This is a genomic window from Thioalkalivibrio sp. ALJ24, from assembly GCF_000377785.1.
Taxonomy (GTDB): domain Bacteria; phylum Pseudomonadota; class Gammaproteobacteria; order Ectothiorhodospirales; family Ectothiorhodospiraceae; genus Thioalkalivibrio.
On sequence record NZ_KB898727.1, the window covers coordinates 62,095 to 84,562 of the forward strand.

20 protein-coding genes are annotated in these 22,468 nt (G+C 70.0%); 9 read left to right on the forward strand and 11 right to left on the reverse strand.

Going from position 1 to position 22,468, the window contains the following annotated elements:
* Positions 1 to 42 precede the first annotated feature (42 nt).
* Genes D571_RS0106205 through sucC form a run of 3 tightly spaced genes read right to left on the reverse strand, consistent with a single transcriptional unit; the run spans position 43 to position 3,801 of the window.
* On the reverse strand, positions 43 to 1,746 hold the full coding sequence (locus D571_RS0106205; protein ID WP_026287636.1) for an NAD+ synthase: 1,704 nt from the start codon (positions 1,744 to 1,746) through the stop codon (positions 43 to 45).
* Positions 1,747 to 1,762: 16 nt separating this feature from the next.
* On the reverse strand, positions 1,763 to 2,644 hold the full coding sequence (gene sucD, locus D571_RS0106210) for a succinate--CoA ligase subunit alpha (RefSeq protein ID WP_018935809.1): 882 nt from the start codon (positions 2,642 to 2,644) through the stop codon (positions 1,763 to 1,765).
* Entirely contained in the window at positions 2,641 to 3,801 is a 1,161-nt protein-coding gene (sucC, locus tag D571_RS0106215) for an ADP-forming succinate--CoA ligase subunit beta (RefSeq protein WP_018935810.1), read from the reverse strand. The genes sucD and sucC overlap by 4 nt, the downstream gene beginning before the upstream one ends.
* A gap of 113 nt (positions 3,802 to 3,914) precedes the next feature.
* Here sucC and D571_RS0106220 point away from each other — a divergent pair, with 113 nt between their 5' ends.
* Entirely contained in the window at positions 3,915 to 4,607 is a 693-nt protein-coding gene (locus tag D571_RS0106220; RefSeq protein ID WP_018935811.1) for an HAD family phosphatase, read from the forward strand.
* 27 nt (positions 4,608 to 4,634) lie between these two features.
* Here the strand turns inward: D571_RS0106220 and D571_RS0106225 are convergent, their stop codons facing one another.
* Positions 4,635 to 5,087 carry a hypothetical protein gene (locus tag D571_RS0106225; protein WP_018935812.1) on the reverse strand — a complete coding sequence of 151 codons (453 nt, stop codon included), beginning with the start codon at positions 5,085 to 5,087 and terminating at the stop codon, positions 4,635 to 4,637.
* A gap of 88 nt (positions 5,088 to 5,175) precedes the next feature.
* Here D571_RS0106225 and thiD point away from each other — a divergent pair, with 88 nt between their 5' ends.
* From thiD to D571_RS0106250, 5 genes are all read left to right on the forward strand, one after another.
* Complete coding sequence (gene thiD / locus D571_RS0106230; protein ID WP_018935813.1) at positions 5,176 to 5,967, forward strand: bifunctional hydroxymethylpyrimidine kinase/phosphomethylpyrimidine kinase; 792 nt, start codon at positions 5,176 to 5,178, stop codon at positions 5,965 to 5,967.
* Entirely contained in the window at positions 5,960 to 6,616 is a 657-nt protein-coding gene (thiE, locus tag D571_RS0106235) for a thiamine phosphate synthase (RefSeq protein ID WP_018935814.1), read from the forward strand. The genes thiD and thiE overlap by 8 nt, the downstream gene beginning before the upstream one ends.
* A 106-nt stretch (positions 6,617 to 6,722) precedes the next feature.
* The gene (gene hemL / locus D571_RS0106240) at positions 6,723 to 8,006 is read left to right on the forward strand and encodes a glutamate-1-semialdehyde 2,1-aminomutase (protein ID WP_018935815.1); all 1,284 of its coding nucleotides are present in this window, start codon (positions 6,723 to 6,725) and stop codon (positions 8,004 to 8,006) included.
* A gap of 27 nt (positions 8,007 to 8,033) precedes the next feature.
* The gene (locus tag D571_RS0106245; protein WP_018935816.1) at positions 8,034 to 8,573 is read left to right on the forward strand and encodes a hypothetical protein; all 540 of its coding nucleotides are present in this window, start codon (positions 8,034 to 8,036) and stop codon (positions 8,571 to 8,573) included.
* A 22-nt stretch (positions 8,574 to 8,595) separates the two neighbouring features.
* Positions 8,596 to 9,420, forward strand: coding sequence for a sulfite exporter TauE/SafE family protein (locus D571_RS0106250; protein ID WP_018935817.1), 825 nt, complete (start codon positions 8,596 to 8,598; stop codon positions 9,418 to 9,420).
* 21 nt (positions 9,421 to 9,441) lie between these two features.
* Here the strand turns inward: D571_RS0106250 and D571_RS0106255 are convergent, their stop codons facing one another.
* From D571_RS0106255 to pepN, 6 genes are all read right to left on the reverse strand, one after another.
* On the reverse strand, positions 9,442 to 10,347 hold the full coding sequence (locus tag D571_RS0106255; RefSeq protein ID WP_018935818.1) for a CopD family protein: 906 nt from the start codon (positions 10,345 to 10,347) through the stop codon (positions 9,442 to 9,444).
* A 3-nt stretch (positions 10,348 to 10,350) separates the two neighbouring features.
* A complete protein-coding gene (locus D571_RS0106260) occupies positions 10,351 to 10,719 on the reverse strand; it encodes a copper resistance CopC family protein (protein WP_026287638.1) in 369 nt (122 codons plus the stop codon).
* Positions 10,720 to 10,827: 108 nt separating this feature from the next.
* Positions 10,828 to 12,249 carry a multicopper oxidase family protein gene (locus D571_RS0106265; RefSeq protein ID WP_018935820.1) on the reverse strand — a complete coding sequence of 474 codons (1,422 nt, stop codon included), beginning with the start codon at positions 12,247 to 12,249 and terminating at the stop codon, positions 10,828 to 10,830.
* Positions 12,249 to 13,874: a TolC family protein gene (locus D571_RS0106270; protein ID WP_018935821.1), complete on the reverse strand. Its 1,626-nt coding sequence runs from the start codon at positions 13,872 to 13,874 to the stop codon at positions 12,249 to 12,251. The genes D571_RS0106265 and D571_RS0106270 overlap by 1 nt, the downstream gene beginning before the upstream one ends.
* Positions 13,875 to 14,020: 146 nt before the next feature.
* Positions 14,021 to 14,458: a hypothetical protein gene (locus D571_RS14555; protein ID WP_232196947.1), complete on the reverse strand. Its 438-nt coding sequence runs from the start codon at positions 14,456 to 14,458 to the stop codon at positions 14,021 to 14,023.
* Between the two features lie 271 nt (positions 14,459 to 14,729).
* Entirely contained in the window at positions 14,730 to 17,369 is a 2,640-nt protein-coding gene (gene pepN, locus D571_RS0106280; protein WP_018935823.1) for an aminopeptidase N, read from the reverse strand.
* 157 nt (positions 17,370 to 17,526) lie between these two features.
* Here pepN and D571_RS0106285 point away from each other — a divergent pair, with 157 nt between their 5' ends.
* Together D571_RS0106285 and D571_RS0106290 are read left to right on the forward strand one after the other, a co-directional pair.
* Entirely contained in the window at positions 17,527 to 18,348 is an 822-nt protein-coding gene (locus tag D571_RS0106285; protein WP_018935824.1) for a TatD family hydrolase, read from the forward strand.
* On the forward strand, positions 18,341 to 19,108 hold the full coding sequence (locus tag D571_RS0106290; RefSeq protein ID WP_018935825.1) for an SDR family oxidoreductase: 768 nt from the start codon (positions 18,341 to 18,343) through the stop codon (positions 19,106 to 19,108). Before D571_RS0106285 ends, D571_RS0106290 begins: the two co-directional genes overlap by 8 nt.
* A 26-nt stretch (positions 19,109 to 19,134) precedes the next feature.
* Here the strand turns inward: D571_RS0106290 and D571_RS0106295 are convergent, their stop codons facing one another.
* Positions 19,135 to 21,786 (reverse strand): PEP/pyruvate-binding domain-containing protein, encoded by a 2,652-nt coding sequence (locus D571_RS0106295; protein WP_018935826.1) that lies wholly within the window; start codon positions 21,784 to 21,786, stop codon positions 19,135 to 19,137.
* 130 nt (positions 21,787 to 21,916) lie between these two features.
* Between D571_RS0106295 and D571_RS0106300 the strand changes: the two genes are divergently transcribed.
* The gene (locus tag D571_RS0106300; RefSeq protein WP_018935827.1) at positions 21,917 to 22,462 is read left to right on the forward strand and encodes a glycine cleavage system protein R; all 546 of its coding nucleotides are present in this window, start codon (positions 21,917 to 21,919) and stop codon (positions 22,460 to 22,462) included.
* The last annotated feature ends 6 nt before the right edge of the window (positions 22,463 to 22,468 follow it).

Sequence of the window (22,468 nt, forward strand, 5' to 3'; positions counted from 1 at the left end):
GTCATGTCCGGATCAGTGTATCAGACCATCACCGCCGCGCTGTCAGCCGGGACGGTAGCCGGAGGTGATGGGATAGCGTCGGTCACGGCCGAAGGCCCGCGGACTGACGCGCACGCCCGGAGCCCCCTGACGACGCTTGTACTCGGCCCGCAGCACCATGCGGGCGACCCGTTCCACGACCTCGCGCGGATGCCCCCGGGCCACGATCTCGGCCACCGAGGCCTCCTCTTCCACGAAGGCCTCCAGCACCGCGTCCAGCACGGGATAGGGCGGCAACGAGTCGGTATCCTCCTGCCCGGGCGCCAGCTCGGCGCTGGGCGGGCGTTCGATCACGCGCGCGGGAATCGCCTCGCCAAGGGTATTGCGCCAGCGCGCCAGGCGCCAGACCCACTGCTTGGACACGTCCTTCAGCGGGGCGAAGCCGCCGTTCATGTCGCCGTACAGCGTGGCATAGCCGACCGCCAGCTCGCTCTTGTTCCCGGTGGCCAGCAGCATGCGACCGGTCCGGTTGGACAGGCCCATCAGGACCACCCCGCGCGAGCGGGACTGCAGGTTCTCCTCGGTCACGTCGCCGGGTGGCGGCGGTACCGATGCCAGCGCACTGTCGAGCCCGCCGAGAAACGCCTGCACCATCGGCTCGATCGCCACCTCGTGGTAATCCAGCCCCAGGGTTTCGGCCTGGGCGCGGGCATCCTCGACCGACATCGAGGCTGTATAGCGATAGGGCATCATCACCGCGGTGACCCGCTCCGGACCCAGGGCATCGGTGGCAAGGGCCGCGGTCAGCCCGGAGTCGATGCCGCCGGACAGCCCCAGGATCACCCCGGGGAAACCGTTCTTGTCGACATAGTCGCGGATGCCGGTGACCAGCGCGGCGTAGAGATCCGCGACCTCAACATCCGCAGCGTGCGCGGAGCTGTCGGCCTCGGATACCGCCGCCGGCGCGGGCGGCAGCGGCGACACCCCTTCGGGCGCCACGGCCACGGGCCGGGGACGTCCGGCGTCACCGGCCTCCAGCTCGACCAGCGCCAGTCCTTCCTCCCAGGGATCCAGCAGGGCCTGCGGTGCGCCACCGGGGCCGGGATGCAGAAAGCTGCGGCCGTCGAACACCAGTTCGTCCTGTCCGCCCACCTGGTTGACGTAGAGCACCGGGCACCCGGTCTCGGCGACCCGCGCGGCCACCACCGCGGCACGCTCGGCCGGCTTGCCGCGATGAAACGGCGAGGCATTCAGATTGAGCAGCACGTCGGCCCCGGCGATGCGGGCATGCGCCGCCGGGGCCGGCTGCCAGATGTCCTCGCAGACCGTGACACCCAGGCGCCAGCCACCCAGCTGGACCACGCAGGGCTCGTGCCCGGCATGGAAGTAGCGCACCTCGTCGAACACCGAGTAGTTGGGCAGGATGTGCTTGGCATAGCAGGCGTGCACCGTACCGTTGCGCAGCCATACCCCGGCATTGGCCAGGTCTTCCTCAGTGCGCCGCGGAGCGCCCACCAGCAGGTCGATGCCGATGCTCATATCGGCCAGCCGATCGAGCGCCGCGTCCACCGCATCCAGGAACGCGGGGCGCAGCAGCAGATCCTCGGGCGGATAGCCGGTCAGGGCCAGCTCGGGGAACACCACCAGATGGGCCCCGGCCGCACGCGCCTGCTGCACGAACTCGCGCATCCGCCGCTCATTGGCCTCCAGTGCCCCCACCACGGGGTTGAACTGGGCCAGGGCAATGCGTGGCGCTTGGGCAGTCATGTTCGAAGTGCGGGGATCAGCGACCGGAGACGCCCAGGGCCTGCTGCATGGCCTGGCCCAGTTCCGCCGGGCTCTCCGCCACCACGGCACCGGCGCCGCGCAGGGCGTCCATCTTCTGCGCGGCGGTCCCCTGCCCGCCGGCGATGATCGCCCCGGCATGCCCCATGCGCCGCCCCGGCGGGGCCGTGGCCCCGGCGATGTAGGCGGCCACCGGCTTGTCGAATTCCTCACGGATGTAGCGCGCCGCGCGTTCCTCGGCATCACCGCCGATCTCGCCGACCATCAGTACGCCGTCGGTCTCGGGGTCGTCGCGGAACATCCGCAGGCAGTCGACGAAATCCAGCCCCTGGATGGGATCGCCGCCGATGCCCACGCAGGTGCTCTGCCCCAGCCCCAGCGCGGTGGTCTGGTGCACGGCCTCGTAGGTCAGCGTGCCCGAGCGCGAGATGATGCCGATGCGTCCGCGGCTGTGGATGTAGCCGGGCATGATCCCCACCTTGCAGGCCTCCGGGGTGATGATCCCCGGGCAGTTGGGGCCGATCAGGCGGGTGCCGGTGTCGGCCAGCATCTGCTTGACCCGCACCATGTCCTGCACCGGGATGCCCTCGGTGATGCACACCGCCAGTTCGATCCCGGCATCGGCCGCCTCGCAGATGGCATCGGCGGCGAACGGCGCCGGCACGTAGATCATGCTGACCGTCGCACCGGTAGCCGCCACCGCGTCGGCCACGGTGTCGAACACCGGGCGATCGAGATGGCTCTGCCCGCCCTTGCCCGGGGTCACCCCGCCCACCAGGCGGGTGCCATAGGCGATGGCCTGCTCGGAGTGGAAGCTGCCCTGCTTGCCGGTGAAGCCCTGGCAGATCACCCGGGTGTCGCGGTCGACCAGGATACTCATGCGGCGGCCTCCACCACGGCGCGCGCGGCCGCGTCCAGATCGGCGGCCGGGATCACGTCCAGGCCGGAATTCGCCAGGGCCTCCCGGCCCTGCTCGGCGTTGGTGCCCTCCAGACGCACCACCACCGGCACGTCCACCTGCACCTCGCGGATCGCGGCGATGATCCCCTCGGCGATCAGGTCGCAGCGCACGATGCCGCCGAAGATGTTCACCAGCACCGCCTGCACCGTGTCATCGGACAGGATCAGCTTGAAGGCGGCGGTCACCCGTTCCACGGTGGTTCCGCCGCCCACGTCGAGGAAGTTGGCCGGCTCGCCGCCGTGGTGCTGGATCAGGTCCATGGTCGCCATCGCCAGACCGGCGCCGTTGACCATGCAGCCGATGGAGCCGTCCAGCGGGATGTAGTTGAGGTCGTGCTCGCGGGCGCGCTCCTCGGAGGGGTCGCGCTGGTTCGGATCGCGCAGCTCGACCAGCGCCGCCTGCCGGTAGGCGGCGGAGTCGTCCAGACTCAGCTTGGCATCCAGCGCCAGCAGCTCACCGTCCCCGGTCTGCACCAGCGGGTTGATCTCCAGCAGCTGGGCATCCGTGCGGGTGAACAGGGCATGCGTATTGGTCGCCAGCTGGGCCACCGCCTTCGCCGCCGCGCCCTCCAGCCCCAGGGCCGCGGCGATGCGCCGGCCGTGGAACGGCATGATCCCGGTCGCCGGGTGCACCGGCAGGGTCAGGATCGCCTCCGGGCGCTCGGCGGCCAGGGTCTCGATGTCCATGCCGCCCTCGGCCGATACCACGAAAGTCAGGCATTCGCGAGAACGGTCGACCAGCAGGGCGAAGTAGAACTCGCGTGCGATGTCGGCCGCCGGTTCCAGCAACACCCGCTCCACCGGCTGTCCCTCGGGCGCATTCTGGGCGGTCACCAGACGCGTGCCGAGCATGCCGGCCGCCGCGTCCCGAGCGGCCTCGCCGTCCTCCACCAGGGTCACCCCGCCGGCCTTGCCGCGACCGCCGCTGTGCACCTGCGCCTTGACCAGCGCACGCCCCCCGCCCAGCTCGCGCCAGGCGTGCGCGGCGGCGTCCGCCGTGTCGACGACCCGGCCCTCGGGCACCGGTATCCCGGCGTCACGAAACGCCGCCTTGGCCTGAAATTCGTGCAGATTCATGGCGGCGAGGATAGCGGCGCGCCACCGTGGCGACAACTGCCGCGGCCCCGCAGCGGGCGGGTGGCCGGATCGGGTAGACTGCGCGGCTTCACGCATACCCGCGACGATGCCGCATGACCCTGGCCCTGTTCGATCTCGACAATACCCTGCTCGCCGGCGACAGCGATCACGCCTGGAACGAGACCCTGATCGCCCGCGGGGCGGTGGACCGCGAGTCCTTCGCCGCGGGGAATGATCGGTTCTACGAGCAGTACCTGGCCGGCACGCTGGACATCTTCGAGTTCTGCCGCTTCGCCTTCGCCCCGCTGGCGGAGCAGCCCCGCGAGCGGCTGGAGGCGTGGCGCGAGGCCTTCATGCAGGAGATCATCGAGCCAATGATCGCACCGGCCGCCCACGCGCTGCTGCAGCGCCATCGCGAAGCCGGCGACGAGCTGGTGATCATCACCGCAACCAACCAGTTCGTCACCGCCCCGATCGCGCAGCGCCTGGGGGTGCCGAATCTGCTGGCCACCATCGCCGAGGAACGCGACGGCCGCTTCACCGGCGAGGTCGCCGGTACGCCCTGCTTCCAGCATGGCAAGGTGGATCGTCTGCACGCCTTCCTCGCCGACCACCACGACGACCCCGACGCGGTGATGGCGCAGGCCTGTTTCTACAGCGATTCGCGCAACGACATCCCGCTGCTGGAACGGGTGGGCCGGCCGGTGGCCGTGGACCCGGACCCGACCCTGGACGCACACGCCCGGGAACAGGGGTGGGAACGCCTGACCCTGCGGGCCGGGGCGCAGCCGGTCACACTGGACTGAGGCCAGCCGCCCGCCACGGCAGGACCGTCAGGCCGGGTTGAACACGCCGTCCAGCGCGGCCAGACGCTGGCCCGCCGGGGTCAGGGCCCGGCCGGCCTCGTTCATCGCCGCGCGCCAGCCGGCGATCAGTTCGGGCAGGGCCTCGACCACCTGACGGCGCCGCAGCCGCCCGGTGCCGGACATCGGCCACATCGGCCGGTAGTCGCAGTTGTCGGCCGCGTCGCAGACCATCACGCCCCATTCGCACCGGGTCACGTCGTGCTCGTGTTCACGCACCACGATGCGGTAGGCCCCTTCGGCGTTCATGTCCGCCATGCCCACCCCGGGCCCGACGTGTTCCACCTGCAGTTCGGCGGCGATCGCGTTCAGCTCCGCCTCCAGCGCCTGCAGGGCGTTGTCCGCCGCGGCGGACAGCCCCGCCTCTCCGCGCGCCACCGCCAGCAGCGGCTGCGCCTGTTCCACATCGAACTCCGTGCTCATGCTGCGTACACTCCCCTGTTGAAATGGCGACCGAAATGGCATGCCCCGGTCCGCGGGGCGCGCGAACCATAGCACGGGAGACCGCGAGATGACCCATCCCCCCATCGCCCTGACCATTGCCGGTTCGGACCCCGGGGGCGGCGCCGGCCTGCAGGCGGACCTCACGACCTTCACCCGGCTGGGGGTGCACGGGGCCACGGCGGTTACCGCCATCACCGTGCAGGACACCCGCAACGTGATCGACTTCAGCGTGCTGCCGGCCGCCCAGCTGCGCGCGCAGATCGAGGCCACGCTGGCGGACCTGGACGTGGGCGCGATCAAGATCGGCATGCTTGGCTCGGTGGAGAACGTGGAAACCGCCGCCGCGCTGCTGGGCGCGCACCCGCATATCCCGGCGGTGCTCGACCCGGTGATGGTCGCCGGCGGCGGGGGCGAACTGGCGACCGAGGCGGTGATCGACGCGACCCGCGAGATCCTGCTCCCGCGCGCCACCCTGATCACCCCCAACGGTCCGGAGGCGCACGCCCTGGCCGGGCACGACACCCCGGAGCACCAGGGCCCGGCCCTGCGCGAACGCGGCGCGCGCAACGTGCTGATCACCGGTGGCCACGAGGGCGGCGAGGACGAGCCAATCCGCAACCGGCTGTTCCGCGAGGACGGCCACCAGCGGATGTTCGAACTGCCGCGCCACCCGGCCGGTTTCCACGGTTCCGGCTGCACCCTGGCCGCCGCCATCGCCGCCTTCCTCGCCCGCGGGCGCGACCTGGAACCGGCGGTGATCGAGGCACAGAATTTCATGAACCACGCCGTGCAGACCGGCTACGCCCCCGGACAGGGCCAGCACGTGCCCAACCGCCTGTGCCCGGCCAACCATGACTGAACCCGTAACCGAGCGCGCGCCCCTGCGCGGGCTGTACTTCGTCACGCCTGCCCCGCCGCCCGGGGCCGATCCGCTGCCGGCCCACACCGACGCGGCCGCCGCCGCACTGGCCGGCGGGGCCTGCTGCGTCCAGCTGCGCGACAAATACCTGGAAGGGGAAGCACAGGAGACCGTGGCACGGGCGCTCGCCCGACTCTGCCACGACCACGGGGCGTATTTCATCGTCAACGACGACGTGGAGCTCGCCGCGCGCATCGGCGCCGACGGGGTGCACCTGGGGCGCGACGACCCCGACCCGGCCGGCGCCCGCGCCCGTCTGGGGGACGCGGCGGTGATCGGTGTTTCCTGCTACAACGAGCTGGCGCGCGCGCGGGCGGCGCAGACGGCCGGGGCCGATTACGTCGCCTTCGGCTCGATGTTCCCGTCACCGACCAAGCCGGAGGCGGTGCGGGCCACCCCGGAGCTGATCCGCCAGGCCCGGCGCGAACTCAACGTGGCGATCTGCGCGATCGGCGGCATCACCGCGGACAACGCCGCGCAGGTGGTGGCCGCCGGCGCCGACATGGTCGCGGTGATTCAGGGCATCAGCGCCGCGCCCGATCCCGAGGCCGCCGCCCGCCGCATCGCCGCACTGTTCCGCAAGACCTAGCACCTCTTTGCACCGCCGCCGCCCCGTCGCTAAGGTTGCGGGGTTGCATGGTCGGGGCTGCGGCCCCGACCCCGCTCCCAACTCCCATTGCAGACAGGACACCGCCATGCAGGAAACGCTTCGCCTCTTTGAAGCCGCCAAAAACCGGATCCCCGGCGGCGTGAACTCCCCGGTACGCGCCTTCAAGGGCGTCGGCGGGACCCCCATCTTCATGGACCGCGCCAACGGCGCCTACATGTGGGATGCCGACGGCAAGCGCTACATCGACTACATCGGCTCCTGGGGTCCGATGGTCGCCGGGCACGCCCACCCCGAGGTGATCGAGGCCGTGCGCGAAGCCTGCAACAACGGCCTGTCCTTCGGCTGCCCGACGCGGCTGGAAAGCGAGATGGCCGAGAAGATGTGCGAGCTGGTCCCGTCCATGGACATGGTGCGCATGACCAACTCGGGCTCCGAGGCGACCATGAGCGCGATCCGCCTGGCGCGCGGCTACACCGGCCGCGACCGCATCGTGAAGTTCGAGGGCAACTACCACGGCCACGGCGATTCCCTGCTGGTGAAGGCCGGCTCCGGCGCCCTGACCCTCGGCCAGCCGAGCTCGCCCGGCGTGCCGGCCGAACTGGCGGCGCTGACCAGCACGCTCAGCTACAACGACCCCGAGGGCGTGCGCGAGTTCTTCCGCGAGAAGGGCGAGGAGGTCGCCTGCATCATCGTCGAGCCGATCGCCGGGAACATGAACTGCATCCCGCCGGTACCGGGCTTCCTCGAGACCCTGCGCGAGGTGTGCGACGAATACGGCACGGTGCTGATCTTCGACGAGGTGATGACCGGTTTCCGCGTGTCCGCGAACTGCGCCCAGGGCTATCTGGGCGTCACCCCGGACCTGACCACGCTGGGCAAGATCATCGGCGGCGGCATGCCGGTGGGCGCCTTCGGCGGTCGCCGCGAGATCATGGAGCAGCTGTCCCCGCTGGGGCCGATCTATCAGGCCGGCACCCTGTCCGGGAACCCGATCGCGATGACCGCCGGGATCCGCACCCTGGACATCCTCAGCCGCCCGGGCTTCCATCAGGACCTGGAGGAACGCACGCGCAAGGTCGTCGCGGGCTTCGAGGAGGCCGCGCGCGAGGCCGGCGTGGCCCTGACCACCAACCAGGTCCCGGGCATGTTCGGGCTGTTCTTCAGCGAGGAGAAGGTCACCGATTTCGCCGGCACCACCGCCAGCGACACCGCGGCCTTCGGACGCTTCTTCCACGCGATGCTGGAAGAAGGGATCTATCTCGCGCCCTCGGCCTTCGAGGCCGGCTTCATGTCCAGCGCGCACTCCGACGCGGATATCGAGGCCACCATCGAGGCGGCGCGCAAGTGCTTCAAGGCGCTGGACGCCTGAGCGTCACGCCCCGGCGGGTCGGCACCGATGCGCGGACCTGTCGCCCTGAGCGTGGCCGGGCTGGCCCTTCTGGCGCTGGCATGGGTCGCGCTGAGCGGGGCCTTTCAGGGCCTGGCCGAAGACTTCGAGGGTCCGGGCAGCACCGAGGTGGAGATCCCGCGCGCCGGTGACTATCGCCTGTGGCTGTATACCCGGACCTACCTCGACGGGACCTTCCGCGAGTTCCCCGAGCAACTTCCGGACGGAACCCGGGTCGTCGCCCGGACGCCGGACGGGGACGAAGCCATCCGGCTGCAGTCATCGCGGGCCACCCTGACGTACACCTCCGGACAGACCGAACGGGTAGCCCTGGGACGCTTCCACTTCCCGGAACCGGGGACGTACACGATCCTCGCCGAAGGGATGGAAGACGCGCATGCCTTCACCCTCCGCGAGGTGCGCTTCCTCGAGCACGCCCGGCGTGCCGCCCTGTTCGGGATCCCCGGCGTGGTGATGTTCCTCGCCGGTATCGTCTGGGGCATCGTGGTCGCCACTTCCGGACGCCGCGACGAGGAACCCGGTTCGTGACGCCCGCTGACGGCCCCCGGGCATGCCCCTGATCGACGCGCTGGCGGCCACGCCTGCCGGACTGGCCGTGCTGTTCGTGATCCTGGGCCTGATCACCGGCATCCCGGCCGGGCTGTTCGGGATCGGTGGCGGACTGGTGCTGGTACCGGTATTCGTCGCGGTCTTCACCGTACTGGGTTTTCCCGAGGCGGGGGTGGTGCAGCTGGCGGTGGGCTCGTCACTGGGGGCTATCATCCCCACCGCGCTGCTGTCGGCGCGGGCCCACCACCGCCGTGGCGGGGTGGACGGCGAGGCCGTGCGCCGGCTGCTGCCGGGGATCATCGGCGGGGCCCTGCTGGGCGCCGGCCTCGCCACCCAGCTCGACAGCGACCACCTCGGGCGGATCTTCGGCGCCTTCGAGGTCGCGATCGGTCTCTGGATGCTGCTCAACGTTCAACCGCCCCGCAAACCAGTCCCGCGCCGCGGCGTGTGGCTGGGCGGGGGCGGCATCATTGGTGCGGTATCCGCACTGATCGGGATCGGCGGCGGCACCCTGACCACCCCCTTTCTGGTCAGCCAGGGGCTGGAACTGCGTCGCGCCATCGGTTCGGCCGCGGCCCTCGGGGTGCCCATCTCCATCGGCGCGACCCTGGTGTTTGCCCTGCCGCAATGGACCGCCGGCGAGCCGGCCACCCCGGAATGGAGCCTGGGGTATCTCTACCTGCCGGCCATCGCCGGGGTGGTCGCGGGTACCGCCATCAGCGTACGCGCCGGGGTCTGGCTGGCGCACCATCTGCCGGTCGCGGTGCTGCGCCGCGGCTTCGCCGGGGTGCTGATCCTCGCCGGCCTGCTGATGCTCCTGCGCTGAATCCAACCTGAGGCCGGGGACTCAGCCGTTCGGCGAGGTGATGCCCGTGAGGATCGCGGTCATTCCCAGTACGGCGGCGACCAGCACACCTTCAACCGCGATGCTGCGCCGCAGGCGCCGGGGTGCCGTGGTCTCACCCCGCGAGAATGCCGGCACCAGACGCCACTTGTTCAGCGCGGCCAGCAGCAGGAGCAGCGCCACCAGCAGCACCTTGGCGAGCAGGAACTGCCCCCAGGCGGTAGTGAACAGGGGTGTCACGCCGCCTGCCAGCAACACGGCCAGGACCGCACCCGCAAGCACCAGCAGGCCCACCACAAGCAACGCGACACGACCGAAACGCTCGAGGATGCGGGCGGCCGCCGGATCCGCGGCGGGTTGCCCCGCAAGGCGATAAAGTGGCCACAGCGAGGCGATCCAGAACGCGGCCGCCAGCAGGTGCAGGATCAGCAGGCCGCCCAGCAGCACGCGCGGTTCGCCGGCCGTATGCCCGACCTGCACGAAGGCAAGCATCACCAGCAGGACGCCACCCAGACTCAGGCCGTAGCCCACCCCCGGCAGCCGCCGGACATCCAGCAGGATCGCCTGCACCAGCAGCAGGCCGCTCACGGCCAGCACCAGCCGGGTTCCCTGAGCTCCGTCGAACACCATGCCCAGCATCGCCGGATCAAACGCGGCGGACACATTCCCGCCCCCGAGATACCCCGCCTGCAGCGGCCACTGGACCAGGACCAGCGCGATCGCGACCCAGGCCGCGATCGCACCCGTACGGCTGGCCGCCCGGCGCGCCGGATCGGGCAGATCCGGAAACGCCAGACGGAACAGCACTGCCCCGGCCGCCAGCAGGGCGCCGGCATGGAACCCGGCCGCCGCCAGGATCATGGCGACCATCCAGGCATCCACACCGGCCAGCGCGGACAGCCAGGCCACGCCTCAGTCCTCCACGGTGAAGCGGAAGCTCCCGGACATCATGTGGCCGTCGCGGGCCAGACCGCGCCAGCGCACCTCGTAGTCACCGGCTTCCATGGATCCGGCCGGACGCACGTGGTATTCCTCGGTGGGGTCATTGCCCGGCCCGCCTTCCAGCGACACCCGGCCCTGCGGGCCGACCACGTCGAACTGGGTGATGCGCATCGCGCCATCGAAGTGGATCCCGATCTCCTCGGGGGTACCCTCGACCGTGGAGCCATCATCGGGCACCTGCCCCATCTCGCCCTCGTGGGCCAGCAACGGGGTGGCAAAGGCCAGCAGCAGGGCCGCAAGGCCGGACAGCAGGGTATTGCGCGTGATCATCGTCATGATTTCATCCTTTTCGTTGTTCGGGTGCAGTCGTGTCGTGTCAGCATCCGCCGGCCACAGGCCACCGGGGGACGCCTTGCAGCGTCCCCGGCCGCCCGCGCCGGTGGAAACTCAGTGGTTGTGGCCGCCGTGTCCTCCGTGGTCCCCGTGGCCTCCGTGACCGTGATGCCCGTGTGCATCGCGGCTGGGGGTCGGGAGCCCGTCGGAATCCGCATCCGCGACCTTGCCGCGACGTACCGGGCTGCCGAAGTCGGGGTCGTCGCTTACCTTGTGGGCCACCTCCCCGTCCGGGTGCCAGTACCAGCCCGGGTCACGGAAGTCCCCGGGCTCGAGGTCGTCGCGGACCTTGATCAGGGTGAACATGCCGCCCATGCCAATGTTGCCGAACGGCCCGTGGCCCATGCCCATCGCCAGGGTGTTTTCCGGGCCCGGCATGTGGCCACCGTCGGTGTGGTCCTGGTGATCCGCCATGCCGTGCTCGCCCATGGCCATGTAGCCCGGCAGGATGCTGCGGATCTCTTCCTCGATACCGGACTGATCGACCCCCAGCGGGTTGGCGATGCCGTGCCCCATCGGGTTCATGGTGTGGTGGGTCATGTGGCAGTGGAACGCCCAGTCGCCCGGCGGTGCCGTGAACTCGATATCGCGGGTCTGGCCGACCGCAACGATCTCGGTGGTCTCCTTGCGCCACTGCTCGCGCGGCCAGCGCCCGCCATCGGAACCGGTCACCTCAAACGACACCCCGTGCACATGCATCGGGTGGTTCCACATCGACAGGTTGCCCATGCGGATTCGCACCCGCTCGCCGGTCTTCGCCACCAGCGAGTCGATGGCCGGGAACACCTTAGAATTCATCGACCACAGGTCGAAATCGACCATGATCGACGGGTCCGGCGTGCGCGTGCCCGGGTGCAGGCCCCAGTTGTGCAGCAGGATCGCGTAGTCGCGGTCCACCGGCTCGATCTCGCCGTCCTTCGGGTGGATGATGAACATCCCCATCATCCCCATCGCCATCTGCACCATCTCGTCGGCATGCGGGTGGTACATGTGCGTGCCGTGCTGGTTCAGCTCGAACTCGTAGACGAAGGTCTCGCCCGGATGGATCGGCGGCTGGGTCACGCCCTTTACGCCGTCCATGCCCGAGGGCAGGTGGATGCCGTGCCAGTGCACCGAGGTGTATTCCGGCAGGCGGTTGGTCACGTAGATGCGAACCCGGTCGCCCTCCACCGCCTCGATGGTCGGCCCCGGGGTGGTGCCGTTGTAGCCCCAGCACTTGGCCACCGAGCCGGGCGCGAACTCGTGCTCGATCTCCTCGGCGACCAGGTGGAACTCCTTCACGCCGTTGTTCATTTCGTAGGGCAGGGTCCAGCCGTTCGGCGTATGCACCGGCATGTAGCCCTGTTCGGTGCGTTCGCCGGGCGTGGCATCGCCCTCGTTGTGGTGCTCGTGACCCGTTTCGGCCATCACCCGGGTCAGGGTGGTTGCCGGCAGCATTGCCGCGCCGGCGGCCAGCAGGAAGTTACGCCGTTTCATCAGTGATGCCCTCCGTGACCGTTGTCGCCGTGGTCACCGTGATCGCCATGGTCGTGATCCTCGTGATCCTCGTGATCCTCGTGATCTCCGTGATCTCCGTGATCTCCGTGATCTCCGTGATCTCCGTGATCTCCGTGATCCCCGTGATCCCCGTGATCTCCGTGATCCCCGTGATCCCCGTGATCCCCGTGATCCCCGTGATCTCCGTGGTCCCCGTGGTCCCCGTGGTCCCCGTGGTCCCCGTGGTCATGATGGTCGTGGTCCATCGCGGACGGGTCATGCTCCAGCGCGTCGGTTTCGAGATAGCCCTCGTCACCCGGCGCCCCGCCCGGCAGTTCGCCGGCCACGGTAAAGGTCAGATCCACCCGGGCCCGCCAGTAGTCCCCCAGCGCGGCCACCGCGCGCTGCCAGTCGGCGAGCTCTTCCTGCTTGGTCACCAGCAGATCGAAGACATCGTCGAACATGAAGTTCACGCGCTCCTGCATGCGCTCCACCTCGATCTCGCGGGCCGGGACCAGCTCGTAACGCTTGGTGCTGAACTTGTCCCGTTGATGGGCCAGCCGCACGAAGTGCTGGTGGACGTCGGCGGTCACGGCCTGTTCCAGCTCGGCCTTCCGGGCCTCGCCGTCCTCCAGCCGCGCCTCGGCACGGGCGATGCCGGCCTGGTTCTGGTTGAAGATCGGCAGGGTGAAGGAGATACCACCGCCCCACAGGCGGGTGCCATCGGTCTCGCGCTCGAACTCGATACCGGGCTCGATGTCGCCCAGCCAGCGATAGCGCCGTACCAGGGCCACGCCCTCGGTGAGCCCTTCCAGGGCATGATCCAGGGCCCGCAGATCCAGACGCTGCTCCAGGGCCTGCTCGACCAGGGCCTCGCGATCCTCCACGCCGGCCAGCGGCAATGGCAGCTTGCCGGGGACCTCCCAGTCATCGACGTGACCGGGCAGCCCCATCAGGTGCGCCAGACGCAGACGGGTCTCGCGCTCGCGCTGACGCGCGTCCTCGAGCTTCAGCCGCGCTTCGGCGGCACGGATATTCAGCCGGGCACGTTTCAGGTCGGTGATGTTGCCGGCGTCATAGAAGCGTTCGCCCAGCAGCGAACCGAGATCCGCGGCACGGGTCTCCAGCGCCTGCACCTGCGCCCGCTGGCGCGCGGCGACCGCGTCATACCAGGCACGTTCGGTGTCCGAGGCCAGGGCCACCATGCCTTCGGCCAGCTGCAGACGGGTGGACTCCCAGTGGGCCTCGGCGATGTCCTGACGCGCACTGCGCATCAGCAGGCCGGAGATCCCCCAGGCCAGACCGCCCCCGGTCTCGTTGCCGCCACCGCCCTCGGGGCGCATCACCGACAGCGACAGGGTGGGATTGGAGAACTGGGCGGCCTCGACCACGTCGGCGGCCGTCAGATCCAGTTCGGCGTAGGCCTGCTGCATGCGCGGATTGCGCCACAGGGCCTGATGAATGGCCTCCTCGAGCGTCAGCTCGCCGGAGGGTCGGGGCATCTCCGACTCGGGCAGGTCGATCCCCTGCACCGAGACATCCTCCGCCAGGTCGGAGCGGTCCGGCTCGGGTGCGGTGACCGCGCAGCCGGCGAGGAACAGCACCGACACGACGGGGAGCAGCAATCGGGTTGCTCGCATCGTGAAAATCTCCTTGATCGGACTTCGATTCCGCATCCCGCGCGAACGCGCGACACGGCGTTGCCGCCCGCCGGCACCGGGTGGAACCCGGACGTGCGGACAGCTCCGGCGCTCGGGCCGGTGCAGTCAGATCAGGAGAGGGTCGGGGGTCGGTACAACGCGGCCGCGGGCGGGCCGTTCTGGAAGGAATACAGACTCATGGCCTGCTTCACCGGGGCCGAAAAATCGGTTCCGGACGAAGTCGGCATGCCCTGGCAGTGACCGCAGGCGGAACAGCTGGCCAGACAGGTGGGGTCCACGCAGTCGGCGTGCCCGAGCGGGTCACCAACGTGGGAAGAGTCGGAAGTCACGGGGGCATGGTGATCGTGATGCGACTCATCGGCATGCCCGGCGTGCGGATCATGTCCATGGTGGTGCGATTCGGCACCATGGGCATGGCCGCGCTCGTGACCGGGGTGCGGATCATCGGCGGACGGGGTTGCGTGCATCGCTGCATGACCGGCGTGACCGTCTTCCATGCCCACTGCCGCAGCCACCGCCGGCAGGCCGGCAATCGCCGCCACCAGCATCCAGCAAAGCAGTTGTTGGAAGACCCGTTTCACGTCAGTCGAAACCTCGTCTGGTGAGGCGGTGCCAGTCGGCAACTACGCCGGAAAATACCACAACCCGCGGCTCCCTGTAGACGCGACCCCGGCATTCTGCAATCCAGCGCCGGGGCACCCGCGGAGCTCGCCACGGCGCTGCGCGCCTCGCGATGACGGGAACCCCTCCAGCCCCCGTCGTTGCGAGGAGCCAAAGGCGACGCGGCAACCTCCGCGCAAGACCCCGGCGCGGGCCGATTCAGGCGTCGGCCAGCGCGCGCTCGATCACGTCGCGCAGGTCGCGCGAGATTTCGAGGGCGGCGAGGCGCTCGAGTTCCGCACGCATCTGCTCGCCGCGCGCCGGATCCACCTTGCGCCAGCGGGTCAGCGGCTGCACCAGACGCGCGGCCGTCTGCGGGTTCATCCTGTCCAGCTTCTCCACGAAGCCGGCAATGCGGTGATAGCCCTCGCCGTCGGCCTGGTGGAAATGGCGTTCGTTGCGGGCCATGAACGGGCCCAGCACCGCGCGCACGCGGTTGGGGTTGGACCAGCGGAACCCGGGATGCTGCAGCAGGTACTCCAGGCGGTCGAAGCCGCCCGGCACCTGGCTGGCCGCCTGCAGGCCGAAGTACTTGTCCAGCACCAGCGGATCGTCGTGGTAGCGCCGCTCGAAGTCGGCCAGCAGCAGGCCCCGGGCCTCATGGTTCAGGTCGTTGATGGCATTCAACGCCCCCATGCGCATGGTCTGGCTGCGGGCCTTGCGATACTGCTCCAGCACCTCGGGCACCGCGGATTCGTCACCGACCGCCACCCGCAGTGCGAGCAGGCGGTTGCGCAGGCGCCGCTGCCCCATGGCATCGGCGGTGAACGCGCCGTTGTCGATGTCGTCCAGCTTCGGCTGGCGGTCACGCAGCCGGTCCGCCAGCGGGGCGTACAGCCGTGCCTCCAGGGCATCACGTTCGGCCCGCAGGCGCACCGGGTCCACGCAGTCGAACAGCTCCGCCAGCTCGCGCGGCGGCGGCAGCTGGAGGATCGTGGCCAGCAGCACGGGCTCGATCGCCGGATCCTCCAGCAGGGCCGCCAGGGCATGCTGGATTTCCGCCTCCAGCACCGGGTCGGCGGCGTCATCCTCGATGCGCGCCCGGATCGCACGCCGCATGAGGGTCTGCGCCGCTTCCCAGCGGCTGAAGGCATCGTCGTCATGGGCCAGCAGGTGGGCGAGGGTCGTCGCGCTCTGGTTGGCCTCCAGGATCACCGGCGCGGAGAAACCGCGCAGCCAGGACACGGCCTGCGGGGTCGCCGAGAGCTCGTCGAAATGGAAACTGCGCTCCGAGCGGTCGAGCTCCAGCACCCATTCATCCTGTTCCGGGCCGCCCTCCAGGCGCCCGCGGATGCGCCGCCCGTCGGCATCCAGCATCGCCACCCGCACCGGGATGACCACCGGCTCCTTGTGTTCCTGACCCGGCGTCGGCGGCGTGTATTGCCCCAGGCTGATGCGGAACTCGCCGGTGGAACCATCCTGCGCGGTGGCGGCGGTCACGTGCGGGGTTCCCGCCTGGGTATACCAGCGCTTGAACGCCGTGAGGTCGCGCCCGCTGACCTCGGCCATCACGGCCACGAAGTCGTCGGTGGTGACCGCCTGACCGTCGAAGCGCTCGAAATAGACATCCAGCCCGCGGCGGAAGGTCTCGCGCCCGATCAGGGTGCGCAGCATGCGGATCAGCTCCGCGCCCTTCTCGTACACCGTCAGGGTGTAGAAGTTGTTGATCTCGGCGTAGTGATCCGGTCGCACCGGGTGCGCCAGCGGCCCGGCGTCCTCGGGGAACTGATGGGCGCGCAGCAGCGAGACGTCGTCGATGCGCTTGACCCCGTACAGCGTGCAGTCGGTGGTGAACTCCTGGTCGCGGAAGACCGTGAGCCCTTCCTTCAGCGACAGCTGGAACCAGTCGCGGCAGGTCACGCGATTGCCGGACCAGTTGTGGAAGTACTCGTGGGCGATCACCGACTCGATGGCGACAAAGTCGTCGTCGGTGGCGGTGTCGGGGCTGGCCAGCACGTACTTGGCGTTGAACAGGTTCAGCCCCTTGTTCTCCATCGCCCCCATGTTGAAGTCGTCCACCGCGACGATCATGTACACGTCCAGATCGTATTCGCGGCCGAAGGCCTCCTCGTCATAGCGCATCGCGCGCTTCAGCGAGGCCAGTGCGTGATCGCAGCGATCGGCGTTGTGCGCCTCCACATACAGCTCCAGCGCCACCTCGCGCCCGGACATGGTGGTGAAGGTATCGCGCTGACAGGCCAGATCCCCGGCGACCAGCGCGAACAGGTACGACGGCTTGGGGAACGGATCTTCCCACACCGCGTAGTGGCGCCCGCCGTCCAGCTCGCCGGCCTCCACGCGGTTGCCGTTGGCCAGCAGCACCGGGTACTGCGCCCGGTCCGCCTCCAGGCGCACGCGGTAAGTGGTCAGCACATCCGGGCGATCGGGAAAGAACGTGATGCGGCGAAAGCCCTCCGGCTCGCACTGGGTGCACAGGTTGCCGCTGGAAGCGTACAGGCCTTCCAGCGCGGTGTTCTGCTCCGGGTGGCAGCGGCTGACGATCTCCAGCCGCGCCGACTCCGCCAGGCCGTACAGCAGCAGGCCCTCACCATCCTGCTCCAGCATACCTTCGCCCGGCTCGGCGCCATCCACCGTCAGCGACACCAGCTCCACGCCGTCGCCGTACAACCGCAGCGGCGCCCCCGGCTCCGCCGCCTGCGGGTTGCGGCGCACTGCCATGCGCGTCGTCACCTCGGTGATCGCCGCCGCCAGATCGAAATCCAGCTCCAGGTTCTCCACCTCGAACGCCGGCGGCTGATACTCGCTCAGATAGACCGGCTGGGGGTTCGCATCACGCATTCCAGACTCCAGATCAGAAACATTGCCAAAGGTTTAACACGCCGCCGCTGCCCCGGCCCATACCCGGACGCCGGCGCCGTCATTGCAACCGCCGGGTTTCCGCGATGGCGGAGCCGGGGATCTGGCGCTGCGCGCCCAATCCGTTAGCATACCGCGCATGGAATGGATCGATATCTGCTTCAACCTCACCCACGAATCCTTCAACAAGGAACGCGACGAGGTCCTCGAGCGCGCGCGCGAGGCCGGCGTGTCCTGGATGCTGATCACCGGCGCCGACGCCCACCAGAGCGAGAAGTGCCTGAAGATCGCCGACCAGTACCCGGACTGCTGCCGCGCCACCCTGGGCGTGCACCCGCACCTGGCCAGACAGTGGACCGACGCGACCGCCGCGCGGTTCAGTGACCTCGCCCGCGCGGACGCCAACGTGGTCGCCATGGGCGAGATGGGGCTGGACTACAACCGTGACCACTCGCCGCGCCCGCAGCAGCGCATCGCCTTCGAGGCCCAGCTGGAGCTGTCCGCGGACCTCGGCCTGCCGGTGTTTCTGCACGAACGCGACGCCCACCACGACTTCGCGCAGATCCTGCGCCGCTGGCGTGACAAGGTGCCGGCCGCCGTGGTGCACTGCTTTACCGGCGAGGCCGACGCCCTGGCCGAATACCTCGACCTCGACTGCCACATCGGCATCACCGGCTGGGTCTGCGACGAGCGCCGCGGCAAACACCTGCACACGCTGGTCCCGACCATCCCGCGCGGCCGCCTGATGATCGAGACCGACGCCCCGTACCTGCTGCCGCGCACCCTGCCGAAGGGCACCGGCAAGAAGATCGGCAACGGCCGGCGCAACGAGCCCGCCTTCCTCCCCCACATCGGCGAATACGTGGCCCAGCTGCGCGACGAGACCCCGGAAGACCTCGCCGACCACACCACCGCCACAGCCCGCGCCTTCTACCACCTGCCCGAAACCGCCGATGCCTGAAACCCCGAGCAGCGGGCCGCCACGCGTCGCGCTGGTCACCGGCGCGGCGCGCGGGATCGGGCTCGGGATCGCCGAGCGCCTGGTGCGGGATGGCTGGCAGGTGGTGCTGGCCGATATCGACGGCCCCGAATGCGAACGGGCCGCCACGCGCCTGGGCCCCGCCGCCCGCGCCATCGCGCTGGATGTCCGCGACGAGGAACAGGTCCGCGAGGCCATCCGGCGCACGGAGGAATGGCACGGCGCCCTGGATGCCCTGGCAAACAACGCCGGCATCAGCGACCCGCACTCCGGTCCACTGGAAGGGCTGGACCTGGCCGACTGGCAGCGCTGGCTGGACACCAGCCTGACCGGCGCCTTCCTGCTCGCCAAGCACGCCCTGCCCCTGCTGCGCCGCCGCCGGGGCGCCATCGTGAACATCAGCTCCACCCGCGCGCTGCAGTCGGAACCGGACACCGAGGCCTACGCCGCGAGCAAGGGCGGACTGGACGCCTTCACCCACGCGCTGGCCGTCAGCGCCGGACCGGAGGTCCGAGTGAACGCCATCCGCCCCGGCTGGATCGACACGCGCGGCCCCGAACAGCAACAGGCCGAGCCGCTGTCCGCACAGGACCACGCCCAGCACCCGGCCGGGCGCGTCGGCCGGCCCGCCGACATCGCGGGCCTCGCCGCCTTCCTGCTCGGCCCCGACGCCGGCTTCGTCACCGGCCAGATCTGGACCGCCGACGGCGGCATGACCCGGCGCATGCTCTACGCCGACTGAATCGTTGCGGCGACGGAACGGATCCGTCACCCCGTACTCGTTACAGTCGAACCGGGCCCGAAGCTGAGCAGGCGTTGCCGCACCACATCGGCGACCACCCGCAGGTCGGCGTCGCGGGTGTCGTGCACCTGCACGGTTGCGCGTACCGCGGGGTCGAGGGGCTCGCCGAGGGCGGCCTCGAGGTCGACCTCGGGCGTGTGCGCGGGGCACCCGTCGAGCCAGGCGGGGTGGTACTCGCAGCCCGGTTCGGCGGGGAACAGCGCGGCGTAGGCAATCCGCGCCTCGACCAGGTCCTGGAAAAAGTGGCTGCCGAACGAGAGGTCGGGGACGATGCCGGCGTCGGGGTCGGCCACCTCCACCAGCATGCGCACGCGGTCGATGTCGGCGAAGCGCACGGGCACGCCCAGTTCGGGGGTGCCCGTGCCCCAGCGGCCGGGGCCGATCAGGAGCGTGGCGCATTCTTCGGGACGGGCGTACTGGCGGTTGAGGACGCCGACCAGGCGGGCCACGGCGTATTTCTGCGGGCGGGAGAGCCCGGCGTAGCGGGCACCCTCCACGCGGATGACGCGGTCGATGGCGAGATCCATGTTGCCACCCATGAAGCGACCGTCACTGGCGAAAAACAGGCGCTGCGGGTCAACCCCGTCCGGCAGTTCCACCGGCCGGTCGCTGCCCAGGGTGGCGAGCGGCCGGCACTGCACCAGGTTCACGCCGGCGTTGCCATCGGCGTCGAGGTGCACGGTGAACTCGACGTCCACCGGGTGGGCATAGGCGGCCTCCAGGGTCTTGAGCAGGTCGCGCATCAGCGGGGCGAAGCCGGTGCGCTGCAGCAGCGGGGTGAAGGTCACCCGCCACAGGCGCTCCTCGCGCCCCTGCTCGCGGGCGCGACGGCCGGCCTCGCGGTCGATCTCGCCGAGCAGGTTCAGCGGCAGGTCCGGTGCGGCCCCGGCCAGTTGCTGGACGGGCACGGCGGCCTCACGGTTGGCCTCGATGTCGAGCACGTCGGCGGCGTGCTGCGAGTAGCGGTAGGCCTCGTCCCGGCTGTGGAACGGTTGCCGCTCGGGCCGGTCCAGCGCCACGACGCAGGCATGGTCGCGCGCAACCCGGTCCACCGCGCGGGTACCCAGCCCCAGCACCAGGCGCAGCATCCCGGCGGACGGATCCAGCGCGCCGTCCCAGACGAAGGTGTTCCACGAGACCCCGACGCCGGCGGCGTCCGGCAGGTAGCGGGAGCCGTGGTAGCGCCCGTTGACCCGCTGCAGCAGCAGCGCCATGGGTTCCTCCTGATCCATCAGGCCGCGCTGCCGGCGGTAGCTCAGCGCGTCGTCGCTCATGGTCGACGCATAGACCCGGCGGATGGCGTCCTCCAGCCGCGCCAGGCGCTCGGCGGGGTTGCCCTGATTCACGCAGAACACGCTCTCGTACTTGCCGGCAAAGGCATTGCCGAAGCCGTCTTCCAGCAGGCTGCTGGAACGCACCAGGATCGGGTACTGGCCGTAGTGGTCGAGCACCCGCTCCAGTTCGCGGCGCACCTCCGGCGGGATCTCGCCGTGCAGCATGTCGTGGCGCAGGCTGCGCGCCTCGTCGAAATAGCCTTCCGGGGTGCGCTGGCGCATCAGCCGCGGCCACCAGCCGTTGTACACCAGATAGGCGTAGTACACGTCCGCGCCGATGAAGTGCGAGTCGTGCGGTTCCAGCACCCGCCCCCAGCGCTGCGGGTCCTGCGCGAGCAGGATGCGCCGCGCCAGCAACATGCCCGCGGCCTTGCCGCCAATGTAGCCGCTGCCGACCATGCGGCTGCGGATCGCCAGCAGCTCCTCCAGCCCGAGGTGGCGCCGCGCCAGTTCCAGCATGCGCTCGTCGCGGCCGATCAGCACCCGCAGGATCTCGTCCTGCACCCGGGCGCGGTCGGCCGCCGGCGTGCCCTCCGCCAGCGCGTCGGAGGCCGCGAGGAACAGGCGGTCCCAGTAATCCAGCAGTTGCCGCCCGTGCGGCTGCCCGGGGCGCTGTTCCTCCAGCAGCGCCTGCAGCCGCGTGGCCTCGCTGCTGTCCACCACCGGCTCGAACTGCGTGCCGCGCTGGCGGTGCGGCAGGAACATGGTCGGCGAGCTGCGCTGCCACACCTTGACCGGCTGCACATGCACCGCCTCGCCGGCGCGGCGCACGTCGATCAGCACCTGGGTGGTCTCGCGGATGCGCGACAGCGTGGTGTGCGAATGGCTGTGCGGATGCAGCGCGAACCAGGCCACCGTATCCATCTGGTACAGATACGGGCAGATGGCGCGGAAGAAGTTGCCCACCATGTGATCGGTGGCCCAGGCATCCAGCAGATCCGACAGGCAGTCGCACAGATAGAACGCGCCGCGACCGTATTCGGTGATCAGGCGGAAGACGTGGCGGGTGAACGGCTCGAAACCGCGCAGGGCGTCGATGGGCACCACCTCGACCCCCGGCCCGGCCTCCACCAGCGGCGCATGGCTGCCGAAGCGCAGGTAGATGATGGTACGCCCCCGGGCGCGGGCCGCGGCCACGAACGGCTCGACGAAGCGGCGGTAGTCCTCGATGTCGTCGACCCGCCAGACCACGTTGTCACCGACCCGCAGGCCGTCAAGCACATGATCCAGGCCCTGCAGACCGGTGGAGACGACTGCCTGCTGCACCTGCGGATCTTTGGTCATGGCGTGCCCGTACGGCCAGGAAAACCGGCTCAATGTACATGTTCACGCTGCCCCGGCACCACGATACCGCCGGGGTCCTTCTTCCCGTACGATGGTGGACCGCGCGCCGCCAGGACACAGGAGATTGACCATGAAGACTTCGGTAATTCTGACGCTGATCGGACCGGACCGTCCGGGACTGGTCAGCAAGGTGGCCACCCGGGCGCATGACGCCGGCGGCAACTGGCTGGAGAGCCGCATGGCGCAGCTGGCCGGCCAGTTTGCGGGAATCGTGCTGCTGGAGGCCGATGCCACGACGGTCGAGGGCCTGGAGGCGGCGCTGCGGGAGCTGGAAAGCGAGGGCCTGCAGATCCACATCCAGCGTGGTCACGACGACACCACCGCGCCTGCACGCCACCCGGTCATCCTGGATGTCATCGGCCACGACCGGCCGGGCATCGTGCAGGACCTCACCGCGGTACTGTCGCGTCGCGACGTGGGCGTGGAGAACCTGGACACCGCCGTCGAGCCGGCATCGATGACCGGCGAGCCGATGTTCCGTGCCCGCGCCCGGCTCGGGGTGCCCGAAGGCGTGGACCTGCACTCCCTGCAGGACGACCTGGAGGCGCTGGCCAACGAGCTGATGGTCGACCTCGAGCTCCGCGATCCGCAGGCCGAGGCACCGGAAACCCCCTGACGGGCC